This window comes from Streptomyces sp. A1277, from assembly GCF_004795015.1.
Classification (GTDB): Bacteria; Actinomycetota; Actinomycetes; order Streptomycetales; family Streptomycetaceae; genus Streptomyces.
Map to the genome: position 1 here is coordinate 1 of NZ_SSBI01000080.1, position 16,531 is coordinate 16,531.

12 protein-coding genes and 2 pseudogenes are annotated in these 16,531 nt (G+C 72.0%); 5 read left to right on the plus strand and 9 right to left on the minus strand.

Annotation, left to right across the window (positions count from 1 at the left end):
• Positions 1 to 128: 128 nt before the first annotated feature.
• Positions 129 to 455: pseudogene (locus tag E6R18_RS33075) on the minus strand (GntR family transcriptional regulator); the annotation flags it as partial.
• Positions 452 to 994, minus strand: a complete 543-nt coding sequence (locus E6R18_RS33080; RefSeq protein ID WP_136320562.1) for a UTRA domain-containing protein — start codon at positions 992 to 994, stop codon at positions 452 to 454. The gene E6R18_RS33080 and the pseudogene E6R18_RS33075, both read right to left, overlap by 4 nt.
• Positions 995 to 1,155: 161 nt before the next feature.
• Between E6R18_RS33080 and E6R18_RS33085 the strand changes: the two genes are divergently transcribed.
• A complete protein-coding gene (locus E6R18_RS33085) occupies positions 1,156 to 1,560 on the plus strand; it encodes an ATP-binding protein (protein WP_136320563.1) in 405 nt (134 codons plus the stop codon).
• Positions 1,561 to 1,720: 160 nt separating this feature from the next.
• On the opposite strand, the gene mfd is transcribed toward E6R18_RS33085, so the two are convergent.
• The 4 genes from mfd to E6R18_RS33105 all read right to left on the minus strand — a co-directional run bounded on the left by mfd (position 1,721) and on the right by E6R18_RS33105 (position 9,818).
• Positions 1,721 to 5,251 carry a transcription-repair coupling factor gene (gene mfd, locus E6R18_RS33090; RefSeq protein ID WP_136320564.1) on the minus strand — a complete coding sequence of 1,177 codons (3,531 nt, stop codon included), beginning with the start codon at positions 5,249 to 5,251 and terminating at the stop codon, positions 1,721 to 1,723.
• Positions 5,252 to 5,498: 247 nt separating this feature from the next.
• Positions 5,499 to 8,078: an ABC transporter permease gene (locus tag E6R18_RS33095; protein ID WP_136320565.1), complete on the minus strand. Its 2,580-nt coding sequence runs from the start codon at positions 8,076 to 8,078 to the stop codon at positions 5,499 to 5,501.
• Entirely contained in the window at positions 8,075 to 8,863 is a 789-nt protein-coding gene (locus tag E6R18_RS33100; RefSeq protein WP_136320566.1) for an ABC transporter ATP-binding protein, read from the minus strand. Before E6R18_RS33100 ends, E6R18_RS33095 begins: the two co-directional genes overlap by 4 nt.
• 358 nt (positions 8,864 to 9,221) lie before the next feature.
• Positions 9,222 to 9,818 carry a TetR/AcrR family transcriptional regulator gene (locus tag E6R18_RS33105; RefSeq protein ID WP_136320567.1) on the minus strand — a complete coding sequence of 199 codons (597 nt, stop codon included), beginning with the start codon at positions 9,816 to 9,818 and terminating at the stop codon, positions 9,222 to 9,224.
• A 102-nt stretch (positions 9,819 to 9,920) separates the two neighbouring features.
• Here E6R18_RS33105 and E6R18_RS33110 point away from each other — a divergent pair, with 102 nt between their 5' ends.
• From E6R18_RS33110 to E6R18_RS33120, 3 genes and pseudogenes are all read left to right on the plus strand, one after another.
• Entirely contained in the window at positions 9,921 to 10,325 is a 405-nt protein-coding gene (locus tag E6R18_RS33110) for a pyridoxamine 5'-phosphate oxidase family protein (RefSeq protein ID WP_136320568.1), read from the plus strand.
• Between the two features lie 49 nt (positions 10,326 to 10,374).
• Positions 10,375 to 11,250, plus strand: a pseudogene (locus E6R18_RS33115) (haloalkane dehalogenase); the annotation flags it as partial.
• A gap of 396 nt (positions 11,251 to 11,646) precedes the next feature.
• Complete coding sequence (locus tag E6R18_RS33120; RefSeq protein WP_136320570.1) at positions 11,647 to 11,964, plus strand: WGxxGxxG family protein; 318 nt, start codon at positions 11,647 to 11,649, stop codon at positions 11,962 to 11,964.
• A 196-nt stretch (positions 11,965 to 12,160) separates the two neighbouring features.
• Here the strand turns inward: E6R18_RS33120 and E6R18_RS33125 are convergent, their stop codons facing one another.
• Entirely contained in the window at positions 12,161 to 13,615 is a 1,455-nt protein-coding gene (locus tag E6R18_RS33125; protein ID WP_136320571.1) for an MFS transporter, read from the minus strand.
• A 174-nt stretch (positions 13,616 to 13,789) separates the two neighbouring features.
• Between E6R18_RS33125 and E6R18_RS33130 the strand changes: the two genes are divergently transcribed.
• Entirely contained in the window at positions 13,790 to 14,245 is a 456-nt protein-coding gene (locus E6R18_RS33130; protein ID WP_136320572.1) for a MarR family transcriptional regulator, read from the plus strand.
• 30 nt (positions 14,246 to 14,275) lie between these two features.
• Here the strand turns inward: E6R18_RS33130 and E6R18_RS33135 are convergent, their stop codons facing one another.
• Complete coding sequence (locus E6R18_RS33135) at positions 14,276 to 15,169, minus strand: cellulose-binding protein (RefSeq protein WP_206308495.1); 894 nt, start codon at positions 15,167 to 15,169, stop codon at positions 14,276 to 14,278.
• Positions 15,170 to 15,365: 196 nt separating this feature from the next.
• Positions 15,366 to 16,531 (minus strand): SUKH-4 family immunity protein (locus tag E6R18_RS33140; RefSeq protein ID WP_240799937.1); only part of this gene is annotated, 1,166 nt, incomplete at its 5' end.

Here is a 16,531-nt window from a genome sequence, read left to right on the forward strand (position 1 = left end):
CATCTCGGAAGTGCCTTGCTGATCGTGCGTGCTGGAAGCCTGAAGAACTCCCATCATCGCAGGCCACAAGGCACTTTCTCGTTCCAAGAAAAGTTATCCACAGGCATCGATTCGGCGGATCAAGGCTTAGCGGTTTCGGTCAGCCAGCGGTACGGTTCCCCCGCACCCGCAGGGGCCATGGACGACGCCGGGCGGACGGTGCGCTGGCGATGCTCGCGGACGGTCACCGAGGCCCCAGCCTTGCCGATCACCAGCTCCTCGCCCTTGAGTAGCTGCACCGCCTTCTGGATCGTTGCGTTCGAGGCGTCGAACCGTTCCTTGAGGTGAGCGGTGGAGGGCAGGTTCGTACCGGGCGCAAGGTCTCCGCCCATGATCTGATCCCTGAGATCCGCCGCGATCCGCTCGTGCAGCGAACGGCGGTCGGCGGCGTCGGCTTCGGGTTTGGGCACGGTCATCCGATCCTGATCTCGTAGCGCAGCTTCTGGCGTCGCGGGGGCATGGCCATGACGTCGACCTGTATGGGCCGGCTTGCCGCGTCCAGCGTGAGCCTCGTCAGCTGCAGGACGGGCTCCCCCTCCGCCACCCCCAGCTGCTCGGCCTCGGGCCCGGTCGCCCGCCGCGCGGTCACCTCTTCCCGTACGCGCACGCCGACGTGGCCCAGCTCCGCCAGAAGCCTGACCGCCCCGCCAGGGATCTTGGCCGTACCGGCGAGGCCGGTGCCGCCCGCGATGCCCAGCGGGTAGTACGTGTCCGTCAACTCGCAGGGCTTGCCGTCGAGGTACATGATCCTGCGCCGGGCGACGACGCTCCCGCCAGCCGCCACCCCGAGCAGCTCCGCGACCGCTTCCGGGGCCTCCACCTCGCCCGCCTGGACGATGCGCTGACTCCCCCGCCGCCCCTCGGCAGCAGCCTCGGCCGCCCAGGTGTCGCCCGGAGCGCCGAAGGACGCGGCGAGGTAGGGCGTCGACGTGCTGACCCATTCATTACCGCCCATGTCTCTCTCCTTCGCAGCTCCCACCGACACGACACCCAGCGTGCCTCATGCCCGGGCGGGAGGCCCAGTTGCATCCCCGCCCAGGAGCACCTTGCCGCTTTTCATGAATAGCAGTAAGGTCATCGCCACGTTACAACCCGCAAGCAAGGCGGTGAACCACCGTGTCCCTGGTGCAGCAACGACGCTTCACCCGCAGGCGCACCTCTGTCGGCGCCTCACGCGAATTCGTCACCGGCGTCCTCACCGAGTGGCGGCTCCACACCTTGATCGAGGACATAAGGCTGTGCGTGTCGGAACTCGCCACCAACGCATTGCTGCACGGCGTGCCGCCCGGACGGGAGTTCAGCGTCGTCCTCCACCGGGCCGAGGACCAGGTGCGGATGGAGGTCCGCGACAGCGGGCCGGGTCACCCATACGTCCAGCAGGCCACCGCAGACGCCTGTTCAGGACGCGGCTTGCACCTCGTCCGGGAACTCGCCGACGACTCCGGAGTCGATGACCACGTCGTCGGCAAGACCGTGTGGCTGATCTTCAAGACCGCGCCCACCACGGCAGCACTTCCGTGACCGGTGACGCCATGGGTGGCCCCGACGTGGCCCCGGAGGGCGTATGCGCGACACCCTCGACACGCCCCGGCCGCACCTCCGGCGCTTGCTGCGGCGAACTGCCGCACCCGTCCCGGCCGCGCCTTCGGGCCAGCGGCCGGGACTGATCGCCGTAGGGCCCTCACGACCCCAGAATCGTCGTCAGGAACTCCCCCGTCCACGCCAGCAGTTCGCGCCCCACCACCGGCTTGCCGCCGATCTTCCCCGTCGTCGGACGCGGGACCAGGATCTGGTGCAGGGCGGGCTTGATCACCGTCTTCGGGTACAGCCGCTTCAGCCGCAGCTCCTGCGACTCGCGCAGCTCCACCGGCGCGAACCGGATGTTCGGCCCCTGGAGCACGATGTCGCCGACCCCGCAGGCGCGGGCCAGCATGCGCAGGCCGGCCACCAGGAGCAGGTTCTCGACCGGCTCCGGGAGCTTGCCGTAGCGGTCGGTCAGCTCCTCGCGGACCGCCTTGATGTCGTCCTCCGAGGTCGCCGAGGCGATGGCCCGGTACGCCTGGAGGCGCAGGCGCTCGCCGGGGGCGTAGTCGTGCGGGACGTGCGCATCGACCGGGAGCTCGATCTTGACCTCCAGCGGCGGCTCCTCCTCCACGCCGCCCTCCAGGGACGCCCGGTAGTCGGCGACCGCCTCGCCCACCATGCGTACGTACAGGTCGAAGCCGACGCCCGCGATGTGGCCGGACTGCTCGCCGCCCAGGAGGTTGCCCGCGCCGCGGATCTCCAGGTCCTTCATGGCCACGTACATGCCCGCGCCCATCTCGGTGTGCTGGGCGATCGTGGCCAGGCGCTCGTGGGCGGTCTCCGTCAGGGGCTTCTCCGGGGGGTAGAGGAAGTAGGCGTAGCCACGGTCGCGGCCACGGCCCACGCGGCCGCGCAGCTGGTGGAGCTGGGAGAGGCCGAAGTTGTCGCCGCGCTCCACGATCAGGGTGTTGGCGTTGGAGATGTCGATGCCGGATTCCACGATCGTCGTGGAGACCAGTACGTCGAACTTCTTCTCCCAGAAGTCCACCACCACCTGCTCCAGGGCCTGTTCGGACATCTGGCCGTGTGCCGTGGCGATACGGGCCTCCGGGACGATCTCGCGGAGGCGGGCGGCGGCCCGGTCGATCGACTCGACCCGGTTGTGGATGTAGAACGCCTGGCCCTCGCGCAGCAGCTCGCGCCGGATGGCGGCGCCGATCTGCTTCTCCTCGTACGGGCCGACGAACGTGAGGACCGGGTGGCGCTCCTCCGGCGGGGTGGTGATGGTCGACATCTCGCGGATGCCGGTCACCGCCATTTCGAGCGTACGGGGGATGGGCGTCGCGGACATGGTCAGGACGTCCACGTTGGCGCGGAGCTTCTTCAGCTGCTCCTTGTGCTCGACGCCGAAGCGCTGCTCCTCGTCCACGATGACCAGGCCCAGGTCCTTGAACTTCGTCTCGGACGAGAAGAGGCGGTGGGTGCCGATGACCAGGTCGACCGAGCCCTCCCGGAGCCCTTCGAGGGTCGCCTTGGACTCGGACTCCGACTGGAAGCGGCTCAGCGCGCGTACGTTGACGGGGAACTGGGAATAGCGCTCGGTGAACGTGCCGTAGTGCTGCTGGACCAGGAGCGTGGTGGGGACGAGGACGGCGACCTGCTTGCCGTCCTGGACCGCCTTGAACGCCGCCCGGACCGCGATCTCCGTCTTGCCGTAGCCGACGTCGCCGCAGATCAGCCGGTCCATGGGGACCGACTTCTCCATGTCCTCCTTGACCTCGGCGATCGTCGTGAGCTGGTCGGGCGTCTCCGCGTACGGGAAGGCGTCCTCCAGTTCGCGCTGCCAGGGGGTGTCCGGGCCGAAGGTGTGGCCGGGGGCCGCCATCCGGGCCGAGTACAGCTTGATCAGGTCGGCGGCGATCTCCTTGACGGCCTTCTTGGCGCGCGCCTTCGTCTTGGTCCAGTCCGCGCCGCCGAGCCGGTGCAGGGTCGGGGCCTCGCCGCCGACGTACTTGGTGACCTGCTCCAGCTGGTCGGTCGGGATGTACAGCCGGTCGCCGGGCTGGCCGCGCTTGGCGGGGGCGTACTCGACGAGCAGGTACTCGCGGGTGGCGCCCTGGACCGTGCGCTGCACCATCTCGATGTAGCGGCCCACGCCGTGCTGCTCGTGGACGATGTAGTCGCCCGCCTCCAGCGTCAGCGGGTCGATGGTCTTGCGGCGCCGGACCGGCATCCGGCCCAGGTCCTTGGTGGCGGTGCGCTGCCCGGTGAGGTCCGTCTCGGTGAGGACGGAGAGCTTCAGGCCGGGGTGGACGAAGCCGTGGTCGATGGCCCCGCAGGAGACGTGCACGACGGACGGGGAGATCTCCCCCAGGTCCGGGTCGAGGCGGGCCGCGATCCCCTCGCCGCCCAGCATCTCGACGGTACGGGAGGCGAGCCCCTGGCCCTCGGTGACGTACACCGTGCGCCAGCCGTCGGCCAGCCGGCCCTTGGTGTCGGCGAAGGCGCGCGCGGTGTCGCCCCGGTACGCCTCCGGGGCCTGCATACCGAGCGACAGCGTGTCCGCGTCCAGCTCCGCGTCGGCGGCGAACGGGGAGATCGACCACCACATCATGTCCAGCTCACGGGCCCGCTCGCGGACGTCCGCGATGCCCCGCAGCGAGGCCGCGCCGACGTCGATCGGGGCCTCCCCGCCGCCCGCCGACGCCGCCCAGGACGCCTGCAGGAACTCCTGACTGGTGGCGACCAGGTCCGCGGCCCGGGTCCGGACCCGCTCCGGGTCGCACACCACCGCCATCGCGCCCTTGGGCAGCACGTCGAGCAGCAGCTCCATGTCGTCCACGAGGACCGGGGCCAGGGACTCCATGCCCTCGACCGCGATGCCCTGGGCGATCTTGTCGAGGAGTTCCCCCAGCTCGGGGTGGGCCTCGGCGAGCGCGGCGGCCCGCTCGCGCACCTGGTCGGTCAGCAGCAGCTCGCGGCAGGGCGGCGCCCACAGACCGTGCTCGGCGACCTCCAGGGACCGCTGGTCGGCGATCTTGAAGTAGCGGATCTCCTCGACGTCGTCGCCCCAGAACTCCACCCGCAGCGGGTGCTCCTCGGTCGGCGGGAAAACGTCCAGGATGCCGCCGCGCACCGCGAACTCGCCGCGCTTCTCGACCAGTTCCACGCGGGCGTAGGCAGCTGCCGCCAGCGCCTGGACGATCTCGCCGAGATCGGCGCTCTGTCCGGTCCGCAGCGCCACCGGCTCCAGGTCGGCGAGCCCCTTGACCTGCGGCTGGAGCACGGAACGGATCGGCGCGACGACGACCGAGACCGGCCCGGTCTCCGGGTCGTCCGTACGCGGGTGCGCCAGGCGCCGCAGCACGGCCAGCCGGCGGCCCACGGTGTCGGAGCGGGGCGACAGCCGCTCGTGCGGCAGGGTCTCCCAGGACGGGAACTCCGCGATCGTGTCCGGCGGCAGCATGGTGCGCAGGGCGGCCGCCAGGTCCTCCGCCTCCCGGCCGGTCGCGGTGACGGCGAGCACGGTCCGGCCGGTGTCCCGGGCCAGCGCCGCCACGGCGAAGGGCCGCGCGGCCGGTGGGCCCACCAGGTCGATGTGCATCCGGTGGCCGTCACCGGCGGCCTTCACCGCTTCGTCGAGCGCCGGATCACGTACGACGACATCCAGCAGACCGTGCAGGCTCATGAAGGGCTTCCGTCCGGGTGAGGAGAGTGGGCTCTGACAGCCGGCTGCCGCCAGGGCGCGCTGCCCCGGGGGCAACGCGAAGGGCCCGACGCGTAGCACGAGCCGGGGTTCCAAGCGTACGACTCCGGACCGACAGCCGCTTGCGCGACAGGGGCCCCGCACGCCCCGGCCGCGCACACGCGATCCGGCCCCGGGGCGTTCGGAGGAACGTCCCGGGGCCGGATTCGTCAGTCTGCGGGCGCCCGCCTCACCCGTCCGTGGCGATCGCGTTCAGCACGTTCATCCGGCCGGCCCGGAAGGCCGGGACCAGAGCGGCGAACAGGCCGACGAAGGCGGAGGCGACGAACACCGTGATGATGGTCGGCCACGGGATCTCCAGGACCCCCAGGCCCTCCAGGGCCAGCAGCTTCTGGGCCGAGGTGCCCCAGCCCATGCCCAGGCCGAGGCCGAGCAGGGCGCCGAACAGGGCGATGACCACGGACTCCAGCCGGATCATCCGGCGCAGCTGGCGGCGGGAGAGGCCGATGGCGCGCATCAGGCCGATCTCGCGGGTCCGCTCGACGACCGAGAGGGCCAGGGTGTTCACCACTCCGAGGACCGCGACGATGATCGCCAGGGCGAGCAGGCCGTACACGACGTTCAGGAGCTGGCCGATCTGGTCCTTCAGGTCCTGCTTGAAGTCGGCCTGGTTCTGCACCTTGTACTGCGGGTACTTCACGATCGCGCTCTTGAGCGCGGCGTAGGCCGCCTTCTCCTCGCCGTCCTTCGCCTTGGCGAACATCATCATGTTCTGGGGCATCTCGTCGGCCGAGACGTGCCGCTGGGCGGTCGCGATGCTCATGTACATCGCGCCCTGGTCGAGGCTCGTGTCGTCCGAGGTGATCGCGGCGACCTTCAGCTTCGCCCGGCCGCCCGACTTGAACGCGACGGTGATCGTGTCCCCGACCTCGATGTGGTGCGCTTCGGCGTAGTCGCTGCCGACCGACATGGCGTCCTCGCCGTACGCCTTGGCCAGGTCACCGGAGAGGACCTCGCGCCGTACGTCCTGCTGGTACGTCGGGTCGGCCGCCGTGACGTGCTCGTCCTTCTTCTTGCCGTCGGGGCCGGTGAGCGAGGCGGAGAGGACCTTGTAGTGCGTGAGGTGGTCGATGCCGGGAGCGGCGGCCAGGGCCTCGGCGGCCTGCGGGACGATGAGCTGGCCGTTGGCCGACTGCACGATGAAGTCCGCGCCGACCGACTTGTCCAGCTCGTCGGTGGCCGAGGCGACCATGGAGGAGCCGACCACGGACAGGCAGGCCACCAGGGCCAGGCCGATCATCAGGGCCGCGCCGGTCGCGCCGGTGCGGCGCGGGTTGCGCAGCGCGTTGCGCTCGGCGAGGCGGCCGACCGGGCCGAAGAACCGCAGGAGTACGGCGCTCAGCGCCCGTACGACGACCCCGGCGAGCAGCGGGCCGATGATGATGAAGCCGATGAGGCTGAGAACCACGCCGAGCCCGAGGAAGGCGGAGCCGTCGCTCGCCTTGTCGACCTGCGTCGTCCACCACAGGGCCGCGAAGCCGGCGCCGGTGACGACCAGTCCGATCCCGGCCCTGATCCAGCCGGACTTGGCGTCGGCCGGGGTCCCGGCGTCGCGCAGGGCGGCCATGGGCGAGACCTTGCCGGCCCGGCGGGCGGGGATGTAGGCGGCGAGGACGGTGACGATGATGCCGAGCGCGAGGCCGACCACGGGGGTCGTCCAGGAGAGGGTGAGGTCCCCGGTGGACAGCTCCATGCCGATGGCGCCCATGACCTTCATCAGGCCGACGGCGAGCCCGACCCCGGCGCCGACGCCGAGGATCGATCCGACGATGCCCAGGAGCACCGCCTCCAGCAGCACCGACCGGTTGACCTGCTCGCGGCTGGAGCCGATGGCCCGCATCAGGCCGATCTCACGGGTGCGCTGGGCGACCAGCATGGAGAAGGTGTTGACGATCAGGAAGATGCCGACGAGGAAGGCGATCCCGGCGAAGCCGAGCATCGCGTACTTCATGACGTCGAGGAACGACCCCATGGAGTCCTTGTCGGCGTCGGCCGCCTCCTTCTGGGTCTGCAGCTTGTACGCGGCGGAGCCGTCGAGCGCCTTGGCCACGTTCTGCTTCAGCTGGAGGTCGCTGACGCCGGGGCCGGCGGTGACGGAGACGTGCGAGAAGACGTCGGGGCTGCCGAGCAGCTGCCGCTGGGCGGTGGCCGTGTCGAGGTAGACGATGGCCGCGCCCGGGTTGGTCACCTTGAAGGCGACGATGCCGGTGATCTTCCCCTTGATGTCGCCGGTGGCCGCGATGGTGCGCAGCTCGTCACCGATCTCGAGGTGGTGCTTGTCGGCGGTGTCGGCGTCGACCATGACCTCGGTCGGGCCGCGCGGGGCGTGGCCGGAGGTGATCTCCATGGACCGCAGGTCGTTCTGCGTCCAGTTGCCGGCGATGGTCGGGGCGCCGGTCTCGGAGCCCATGTTCTCGTTGTGGCTGTCCACGACGGTGACGGCCGAGCTGGAGACACCGCCCTCGGCCTTCTTCACCCCGTCGGCCTTCTCGATCCGGGCGATGACGGAGGCGGGCAGCGACTCCGGCTTGCCGTTCTCGGGGATGTCGTCGACCTTGGCCTTCTTCGGGCTGACGGTGACGTCGGCCGAGGTCGCGGCGAAGAGCTTGTCGAACGTGGTGTTCATCGTGTCGGTGAAGACGAGGGTTCCGCAGACGAACGCCACCGACAGCAGGACGGCGACGGCGGAGAGCGCCATGCGTCCCTTGTGCGCGAAGAAGTTGCGCATCGAGGTCTTCCACACGGTCATGACGTCCGCCCGCGCGCGTCGAAGTCCTTCATGCGGTCCAGCACCTGGTCGGCGGTGGGGTTGTGCATCTCGTCCACGATGCGCCCGTCCGCGAGGTAGAGCACCCGGTCCGCATAGGAGGCGGCGACCGGGTCGTGGGTGACCATGACGATGGTCTGGCCCAGCTCGTCCACGGACTTGCGCAGGAACGTCAGCACCTCGGCGCCGGCCCGCGAGTCCAGGTTCCCGGTCGGCTCGTCCCCGAAGATGATCTCCGGCTGGGCGGCCAGGGCCCGTGCCACCGCGACGCGCTGCTGCTGCCCGCCGGACAGCTGGGTCGGGCGGTGCTTGAGCCGGCCGGCCAGGCCCACGGTCTCCACGACCTGGTTCAGCCACCCGGCGTCGGGCTTGCGGCCCGCGATGTCCATCGGCAGCGTGATGTTCTCCAGCGCGTTGAGCGTCGGCAGGAGGTTGAACGCCTGGAAGATGAACCCGATGCGGTCGCGCCGCAGTTGGGTGAGCTTCTTGTCCTTGAGGCCGGTGATCTCGGTCTCGGCCAGGTGGATCTGACCGGACGTCACGGTGTCCAGACCGGCCAGGCAGTGCATCAGCGTCGACTTGCCGGAGCCGGACGGGCCCATGATCGCCGTGAACCGCCCACGGGCGATGTCCACGTCGACGTGGTCCAGCGCGACGACCCGGGTCTCGCCCGTCCCGTACGCCTTGACGACCTGCCGCGCCCGCGCAGCCACGGCCGTACGCCCTCCAGTGCCCCCGTGCCTGGGAATGGTTACAGCCGTTGTCACGGTTTATCTCCTATGTCGGTCGGCGACGGTTCGTCGCCGTCTGCTGCGAGTCTGCTGGCTGGAGGGGGTCCGCCGCGCTGGTGCCCAGCGCAGTCTTGCGGTGGGGTTTTCCCCACCCCGCCCCCTGCGGTCAGCCCGTCTGCGGTACGTCTGCGGTACGTCTGCGGTACGTCTGCGGTACGACAAACACGCTACGGAACGGAGTCGTGCGGGCACGTCCTCCGGCGGGACGAACGACCCCTGGCCCGGAGTGAGGAGCTACCCCTAGGGGGCTGGACCCCTGGGCGGGCGGGTGTCTCAGGGACTGCACCCAGGGGCCCACACCCCTGGGCTGGGGCGCCAGCGGTGCGGGTCCCCGCTACCGGCGCCCCGCCCTGGGGGCCAACGCCGCGCGCAGGGCCGGGGTGAGGGCGGCGCGGGTTTCGGCCGGGGTGAGGGCGGAGGGGGTGGGGAGCGGGTTGAGGTAGCGGGTGTAGATGATCCCGCCGAGGACGGTCACCACGGCGGTGGCGCGGGCGGTCGCGTCCCGGCCGCCGAGAAATTCAGCGAGCCGCCCCAGCAGCTCCTGTTCCAGGTACTCGCGGATCACCTCGGCGGCCGTATCGCCCCGGGCGGTGAGCCGGCGGAAGTCGGCGTCCTCCCACAGGCCCGTGACCGCGTCGATCAGCCGCGCGGGCAGGGTGGCCGGATCACCGCTCAGCACTTCGTCCACCGTCAGTGCGCCGGCGCACTGGAACTGCATCACCTCGGCGAACAGGCCCTTCTTCGAACCGAAGTGATACGAGATCAGGGCGGCGTCCACGCCCGCCGCACCGGCCACGGCGCGCAGCGTCGTGGCCCGGTAGCCGCGCTCCAGGAACAGCGCACGCGCCGCCACGACGACCGATTCCCGGATCGGCGGATTGCCCCGGGGACGGCCCCGGGGCCGGGCGGAAGCGGCCTGGGCGTTATTCATCGGCGTTGAGCCTGCGTCGCGTACTGCGCACAGTCAAGGGCGTTCCACCACCGCCGTGCAGCCGAACACCGCCAAGCTCATCCGGAAGGGCGTGAAGAAGAAGTGAGCCCGGACCACCCTCAACTGACAGCCGCAGCCCGCGGCTTCCTCGCTCTGCCCCGTACGGCCACCCTCACCACACTGCGTCCGGACGGCACCCCGCACGTGGCTCCCGTCCGCTTCACCTTCGACGCGTCCACGGGCCTGGCCCGGGTGGCCACGAGGGCCGGTGCCCGCAAGGCGCGCAACGTGTCGGCGGGCGGCCCGGCGGCCCGGGTCGCGCTCTGCCAGGCGGACGGCTTCCGCTGGATCACCCTCGAAGGCCGGGCCTCGGTGGAAGGCGATCCCGTACGCCTGAAGGAGGCGGTGCGCCGCTACACCGCCCGCTACGGGGCGGCCCCGCCCGCCCCGCCGGACCTGGCGGTCATCGAGATCGCCGTCGACCGGGTCCTGAGCCTCAACGTCTGAGCCCGCACCACCCCCTCACCCCTTCTCCTCCGGAAAGCGACGTGACCCCGCCATGCCCACCGTTCCCGTCCTCGGCTCCACCGTGCACTACCGCGAGTCCGGCGACAGCGACGGTCTGCCGTTCGTCTTCCTCCACGGCAATCCGACCTCCTCCTACCTGTGGCGCAACGTCCTGCCCGGCGTGGCCGCGCCCGGCCGGCGCCTGCTGGCCCCCGATCTCATCGGCATGGGCGACTCCGGCCGGCCCGACCTCGCCCACACCTTCGACGACCACGCCCGCTACCTCGACGCCTGGTTCGACGCGCTCGGCCTGACCGAGGCCGTCCTCGTCGGCCACGACTGGGGCGGCGCGCTCGCCTTCGACCGCGCCGCGCGCCTCCCGGGCAGCGTGCGCGCGATCGCCTTCACCGAGACGATCGTGAAGCCGCTGTACGGCGACGAATTCCCGCCTGCCGGACGGGAGTTGTTCACGCTGCTACGCACCCCGGGGGTGGGCGAGAAGATGGTCCTGGAGGATTCGCTGTTCATCGAGGGGCTCCAGGACACCCTGGCCACCCCGCTCGCCCCCGCCGACCTCGACGCCTACCGGCGCCCCTTCCCCACCCCGGACAGCCGCCGGCCCGTCCTGGCGTGGACGCGCATGATGCCGCTGGACGGCGAGCCCGCCGACGTGGTGGCCCGTATCGAGCGGTACGACGCCTGGCTGGCAGCCGGCCCGGAGGTCCCCAAGCTCCTGGCCGCGTTCGAGCCGGGGCCCGGCGCGATGACAGACCGGGGAGCGGTGGCCTGGTGCGAGGTGAACATCGCGGGCCTGGAGGTCTCCCGGCACGGCCCGGCCGGCCACCACACCCCGGAGGACCGCCCCGAGGAGCTGGCATCGGCCATCAGCGAGTGGGCGCACCGCCACGGCCTGGCGCGCCCGTAGGACCTGACCGGACGGCCCGGCGCGCCCGTACGGCCTGACCGGACGGCCCGGCGCGGCCTCGATGCGGTGAGGAGACCGCGGATACGGGGTGGGGGGGCGCCCCTGCCCGGGCCGCGTCGGGGAGGGAGCGGCGGGGTCAGGCCCCCCGGCCTTCACCTGCATGGCCGGTCCCGGCCGCGGCGAGATTACCGCCTCTCATCGCTGCCCGGGGGGCCGGACGGGCGATGTGCGGTTGCGGGTGCGGACCGGATGCAGGGAGATGAAGAGGCGCAGGCACCTGCGCGCCGGACACGACGCCGACCGGGCCCCGACGACCGCGGCGACACGCAGGGGCCCGTGCCACCGGCACGTCACCCGGAATCCGGCAGACCACAGAGAAGAAAAGGAACAGAAGACATGCGACACACCGCAGCCACTCTCAGCCTCACCGCCGCGCTCCTCCTGGCCCCCGCCGCTCCCGCCCTCGCCCAGACCGGCACCGCGCAGGCGCACGTCTCCGTCGTTGCCGCGCCCACCCCGACCAACGAGCCCAAGATGACCGACGACAAGGACGACAGCAGCGGCGGCTGGGGCCTGTGGGGCCTCGTCGGCCTCCTGGGTCTGGCCGGCCTGATCCCGCGCAAGAAGAAGGAGAACAACGTCCCGCGCACCCGCGGCACCGGCCCGGCCGCCGGCCCCACCAGCGGCTCGCACCCCACGGACCCGCGCGCCTGACGCAGACGCCCCTGCCGCCCGCCGCCCGGAACCGCGTTCACCGGTTCGGTAGCGCCCCGGCACGCGGACCACTGCTTCCACGGCCGATCAGTGCGTCCGGTAGCCAGGCAGGCGCCTTCACCGGACCGGAACGCGAACTGCCCGGCGCCGGCCTCCGCGGAGGCCGGCGCCGGGCAGCGGCCGGGTAGGGACCGGGTCAGCTCCTGGCCGTGGCCACCTCGGGCGAGGGGGCCGCTTCGGCCTTCTCGCCGGTGACGGAGCCGCGTACCGCCGGGATGAACGCCGAGATCGCGACCGCGACCAGGGCGACACCGCAGCCGAAGATCAGGCCCATGCGGAATCCGGCCTCGGAGGTGAAGGTGAAGCCGCCCGCCTCGGTGGTCATCTGGGCGAGGACCGCGCCGATCACGGCGGCGCCGATCGAGGTGCCGAGGGCGCGCATGAGGGTGTTGAAGCCGTTGGCGGCGGCGGTCTCGGAGGCCGGGACCGCGCTCATGATGAGGGCGGGCATCGCACCGTAGGCGAGGCCGACGCCGCTGCTGCTGACCATGAGGAAGAGCATCAGGCCCCAGGCGGAGCCCATCAGCAGGATGCCGAGGCCGTAGGCGGCGGCGATGACCAGGACGCCGCTGATCAGCGTGAACTTCGGACCGCGGGCGTCGGTGAGCTTCCCGCCGAGCGGGGAGACGATCATCATCATGATGCCGCCGGGGGCCATCCACAGACCGGCCTGGAGCATCGACTGGCCGAGCCCGTAGCCGGTCGCCTCGGGGAACTGGAGCAGCTGGGGCGCGATCAGCATCCCGGCGTACATGCCGAAGCCCACGAAGAGCGACGCGAGGTTGGTGATGAGCACCCGGGGGCGGGCGGTGGTGCGCAGGTCGACCAGCGGGTCGGTGGTGCGCAGCTCCCAGAAGCCCCAGGCGACGAGCACCACGACGGCGGCGGCGAACAGGCCGATGGTCGTCGTGGAGGCCCAGCCCCAGTCCGCGCCCTTGGAGACGGCGAGGAGCAGGCAGACCAGGCCGACGGCCAGGCCGAGGGCGCCGGGCACGTCGAAGCGCTGGCCCTTGGCGGCGGCCGGGACGTCCGGGATCAGGAACCAGACCAGCGAGAAGATGACGAGGGCCAGCACGGCCGAGCCCCAGAACAGCACCCGCCAGTTCGCGTACTGGGCGACCGCCGAGGCGATCGGCAGGCCGAGGGCGCCGCCGATGCCCAGGGAGGCGCTGACCAGGGCGATGGACGAGCTCATCTTCTCCGGCGGCACCACGTCACGCAGCAGGGCGATGCCGAGCGGCACCATGCCCATCCCCATGCCCTGGAGGCCGCGCCCGACGATCATGGGGACCACGGTGGAGGAGAGCGCGCAGACCACCGAGCCGATGATCAGCGGGACCGAGCAGGCGAGCAGCATCCGGCGCTTGCCCAGCAGGTCGCCCAGCCGGCCGGAGACCGGCACGCACACCGCGGAGACCAGCAGGGTGACGGTGATCACCCAGGCCGCGTTGGAGGACGTGGTGTCCAGGAGCTTGGGCAGTTCCGCGATGAGCGGCGTGACCAGGGTCTGCATGATCGCTGCCACGGTGCCGGCGAAGGCCAGCGTGGCGACGACACCGCCGGTCCGCGCCGGCGGCTGGGGGGCATCCATGAGGTGGGACTCCTTGGGAGGTCGAGGTCCCGCCTACCGGGACAGCGACGTGCATCGTACATGCTGAGTGCGTCATACACATCATGTGTCCCATACACACTCCATGCGAGAATGAACCGCCGTCCGGAACCCGACGTTCCACCGATCCCGGCGCAGAAGCAGGAGGCCGCAGACATGCCCAGGCCCACAGAACAGGTGGAGTACGAGCAGATGCTGCTCGGCCGCCACAGCCTCGCCGACCACCGGGGCGGCCGCCACAAGTACGCCCTCATGGACCGGAGCGCGTACATCCTGCTGAGCCGCCTGCGCGTACAGGGCCCCATGTCCAACGGCGAACTGAGCGACGCCTTCGGTCTCGACGCCTCCACCCTCAACCGCCAGACCGCCGCCGTGACCCGGGCCGGCCTCGCCGAACGCATCCCCGACCCCGCCGGCGGCATGGCCCGCAAGTTCCGCATCACCGACGAGGGCGCGCAGCTCCTCGACGCGGAACGCGAACGCGTCGTGCGCTCCCTGGACCAGGTCATGCACGACTGGCCGGACGACGACATCGCCGCCTTCGCCGGCTACCTCAAGCGCTTCAACACCAGCATCGAGGAACTCTCCAAGCGCCCCTGGCCCCGCCCTTGACCCGCGCCCGGCCCCGGGGGACGGAGGCGGTCAGTCCTGCCCCGGGGAGACCCGCCCGGTGAGCGCCGCGAGCGAACTGCGTACGTGCGCCATGTGCGCCTGGACCTCCTCGCGGCCCTCCTCGTGCTCCCGCAGAATCCGCTCGGTCTCCCGCACCACCCGCTCCTCACGCATCCGCGCCCCGGCGATCAGCTCCGCCGCCCGCGCCTCGGCGTCCTCCTGGCCGTGCCGCGCGGCCTCCTCCGCCTCCGCACGGGCCCGCCGCGCCTCGTCGAGCCCGGCCTGAGCCCGCTCCAGGAGCTCGGCGTGGGCCGCCTCCTGCGCCGCCAGCGCGTCCGCTAGCTCGCCCTCCGCCGCCGCCCGCCGCTCGGTGTGCTCCTGCTCCTGGTGCGCCAGCACACTCGCCGTACGACTGCGGGTCGCCGCCATCGCGGCCTCCGCCTCCTCGCGCAGCCCGGCCGCCTCGGCACGGGCCGCCTCCAGCGCCTCCCCGGCCGCTCCCTCCGCAGCGGCCACCACCTCGTCGGCCCGGCCCACCGCGTCCGCCCGCACCGCCTGCGCGTCCGCACGCGCCTCGTCCCGCAGGGCCCGCGCCGCCGCGTCCGCCTCGTCCCGCAGCGCCTGCGCCTCCTCCTGGGCGGCGCCCCGCACCGACTGGGCCTCCTCCTCCGCCAGCGCCAGAATCCGCTGCGCCCGCTCCCCCAGCGACGCGTAGTCCTGCGGGGCCAGCCGGGCGACGACCTCGTCCAGCCGGGCCGACTCCGCCGCCAGCCGCTCCGCCAGCTCCGTCAGCCGCGCCATCCCCGCCACGGCCTCGTCCCGCTCCGCCGACAGCGCGGCCACCGCACGGTCCACCTGCTCCGGGCGGTACCCACGACCCCGTACGCCGGTGAAGCCGTGCGCGGACACCGGTGCAGAACTCATCCTTGACGCCTCTTTCCGATCTTCCCGACCCCGGGAACGGACCATCGAGCAATACGTCAAGGATGCGGCAATTGGTCCGGAAGTCTGAATCGATGAGGTGCTTTCCGGACGGAAGCGACCGGCATCACAGACGGCGAAGGCGTGGTGCCCGGCCCCCGGCAAGGGGACCGGGCACCACGCCCGCGGTACGGAACGGTCAGATCAGCCCGTCCCACATCTGCTCCAGGAGCACCGACCACCAGCTCTCCGGCGACGCCAGCGCCGCCGCGTCCAGCGCGACCAGCTGCGCCTGGAAGTCCACCGTCCAGCGGCCCGCCTGCTCCGGATTCAGGCCGTAGCGCAGCCGCCACATCCGGCCCAGCAACGCCATGCAACGGGTGAACTCCGGCAGCCCGGTGTTCACGAACTGCGGCGGCACCGGCGCGCCGCCCGGACCCGCCTCCACCGGCACCGCCACGATGTGCGCCGTCCCGTACTGCACACAGATCGCCCGGCCGAAGTCCGAACCCATCACCAGGTAAGAGCCCGCGTCCGACGCCGGCTGCACCTGCCGCTGCACGGCCAGCTCCGCCAGGGTCGGCACCACCGGCTGACCCGGCTGCGCCCAGAAGAACGGCCCGAAGTCGGCGGGCAGCCCCGCCCACACCAGCGTCCGCGCCACGATCTCCGGCACGCCCTGGCGGGAGACCGCGCGCTGGTCGAAGCGCAGCACACCCTGCGGGCCGAACGTGTGCAGCATCTCCTCCGCGATCGCCTCCGGCGGCACCGGCGGCGCGGGCTGCATCTGCGGCAGCGGCGCGCGCACCGGGGCCGGCCGCGCCGGGCCGTCCGCCACCTGGTGCAACTCGCCCTGATGCGTCAGCAGATGCTGCATGCCCTGCTGCCGGCTCGCGTGATCGGTGCCGTACGGGGCGACGGACGTGATCCGCACCTGCGGCCAGGTCTCCCGGATCATCCGCGCGCAGTAACCACCCGGCAGCTCACACGACTCCAGCTCCGTGTGCAGCTCGATGACCTGCTGCGGCGGCACGTTCATCGCCCGCAGCTCGTGCAGCATCTGCCACTCCGGGTGCGGCGTACCCGGCGCGGAGCGGCGGATCAGCTGCTGCTCGCTGCCGTCCGGCGCCCGGAAGCGCAGCACGGCCTGGTAGCCCGGGCCGACGGTCGGCTGACCGGTCGGCGGCGCCTGCGGATAGCCGTACGCGGCCGGCGGCGGGGTGTGCCCGGCCGGGGCGCCCATCGGCGGACCGGGCGGCTGCGGCGCGCCCGGACCCACCGGCCCAGGACCGGCGAGCATCGTCGCCGCGTGGTGCACCCCGCCCGCGGCGGGCGGCGGCGCCGCCCCCGCCGCCGGGTGCGACG

What these genes read in the sequence shown, in the direction of transcription:
- E6R18_RS33130 (WP_136320572.1), top strand. Translation starts at nt 13,790, where the DNA reads ATGCCCAGGCCCACAGAACAGGTGGAGTACGAGCAGATGCTGCTCGGC.
- E6R18_RS33080 (WP_136320562.1), bottom strand. Translation starts at nt 994, where the DNA reads ATGGGCGGTAATGAATGGGTCAGCACGTCGACGCCCTACCTCGCCGCG.
- E6R18_RS33105 (WP_136320567.1), bottom strand. Translation starts at nt 9,818, where the DNA reads ATGAATAACGCCCAGGCCGCTTCCGCCCGGCCCCGGGGCCGTCCCCGG.
- mfd (WP_136320564.1), bottom strand. Translation starts at nt 5,251, where the DNA reads ATGAGCCTGCACGGTCTGCTGGATGTCGTCGTACGTGATCCGGCGCTC.
- E6R18_RS33125 (WP_136320571.1), bottom strand. Translation starts at nt 13,615, where the DNA reads ATGGATGCCCCCCAGCCGCCGGCGCGGACCGGCGGTGTCGTCGCCACG.
- E6R18_RS33135 (WP_206308495.1), bottom strand. Translation starts at nt 15,169, where the DNA reads ATGAGTTCTGCACCGGTGTCCGCGCACGGCTTCACCGGCGTACGGGGT.
- E6R18_RS33095 (WP_136320565.1), bottom strand. Translation starts at nt 8,078, where the DNA reads ATGACCGTGTGGAAGACCTCGATGCGCAACTTCTTCGCGCACAAGGGA.
- E6R18_RS33120 (WP_136320570.1), top strand. Translation starts at nt 11,647, where the DNA reads ATGCGACACACCGCAGCCACTCTCAGCCTCACCGCCGCGCTCCTCCTG.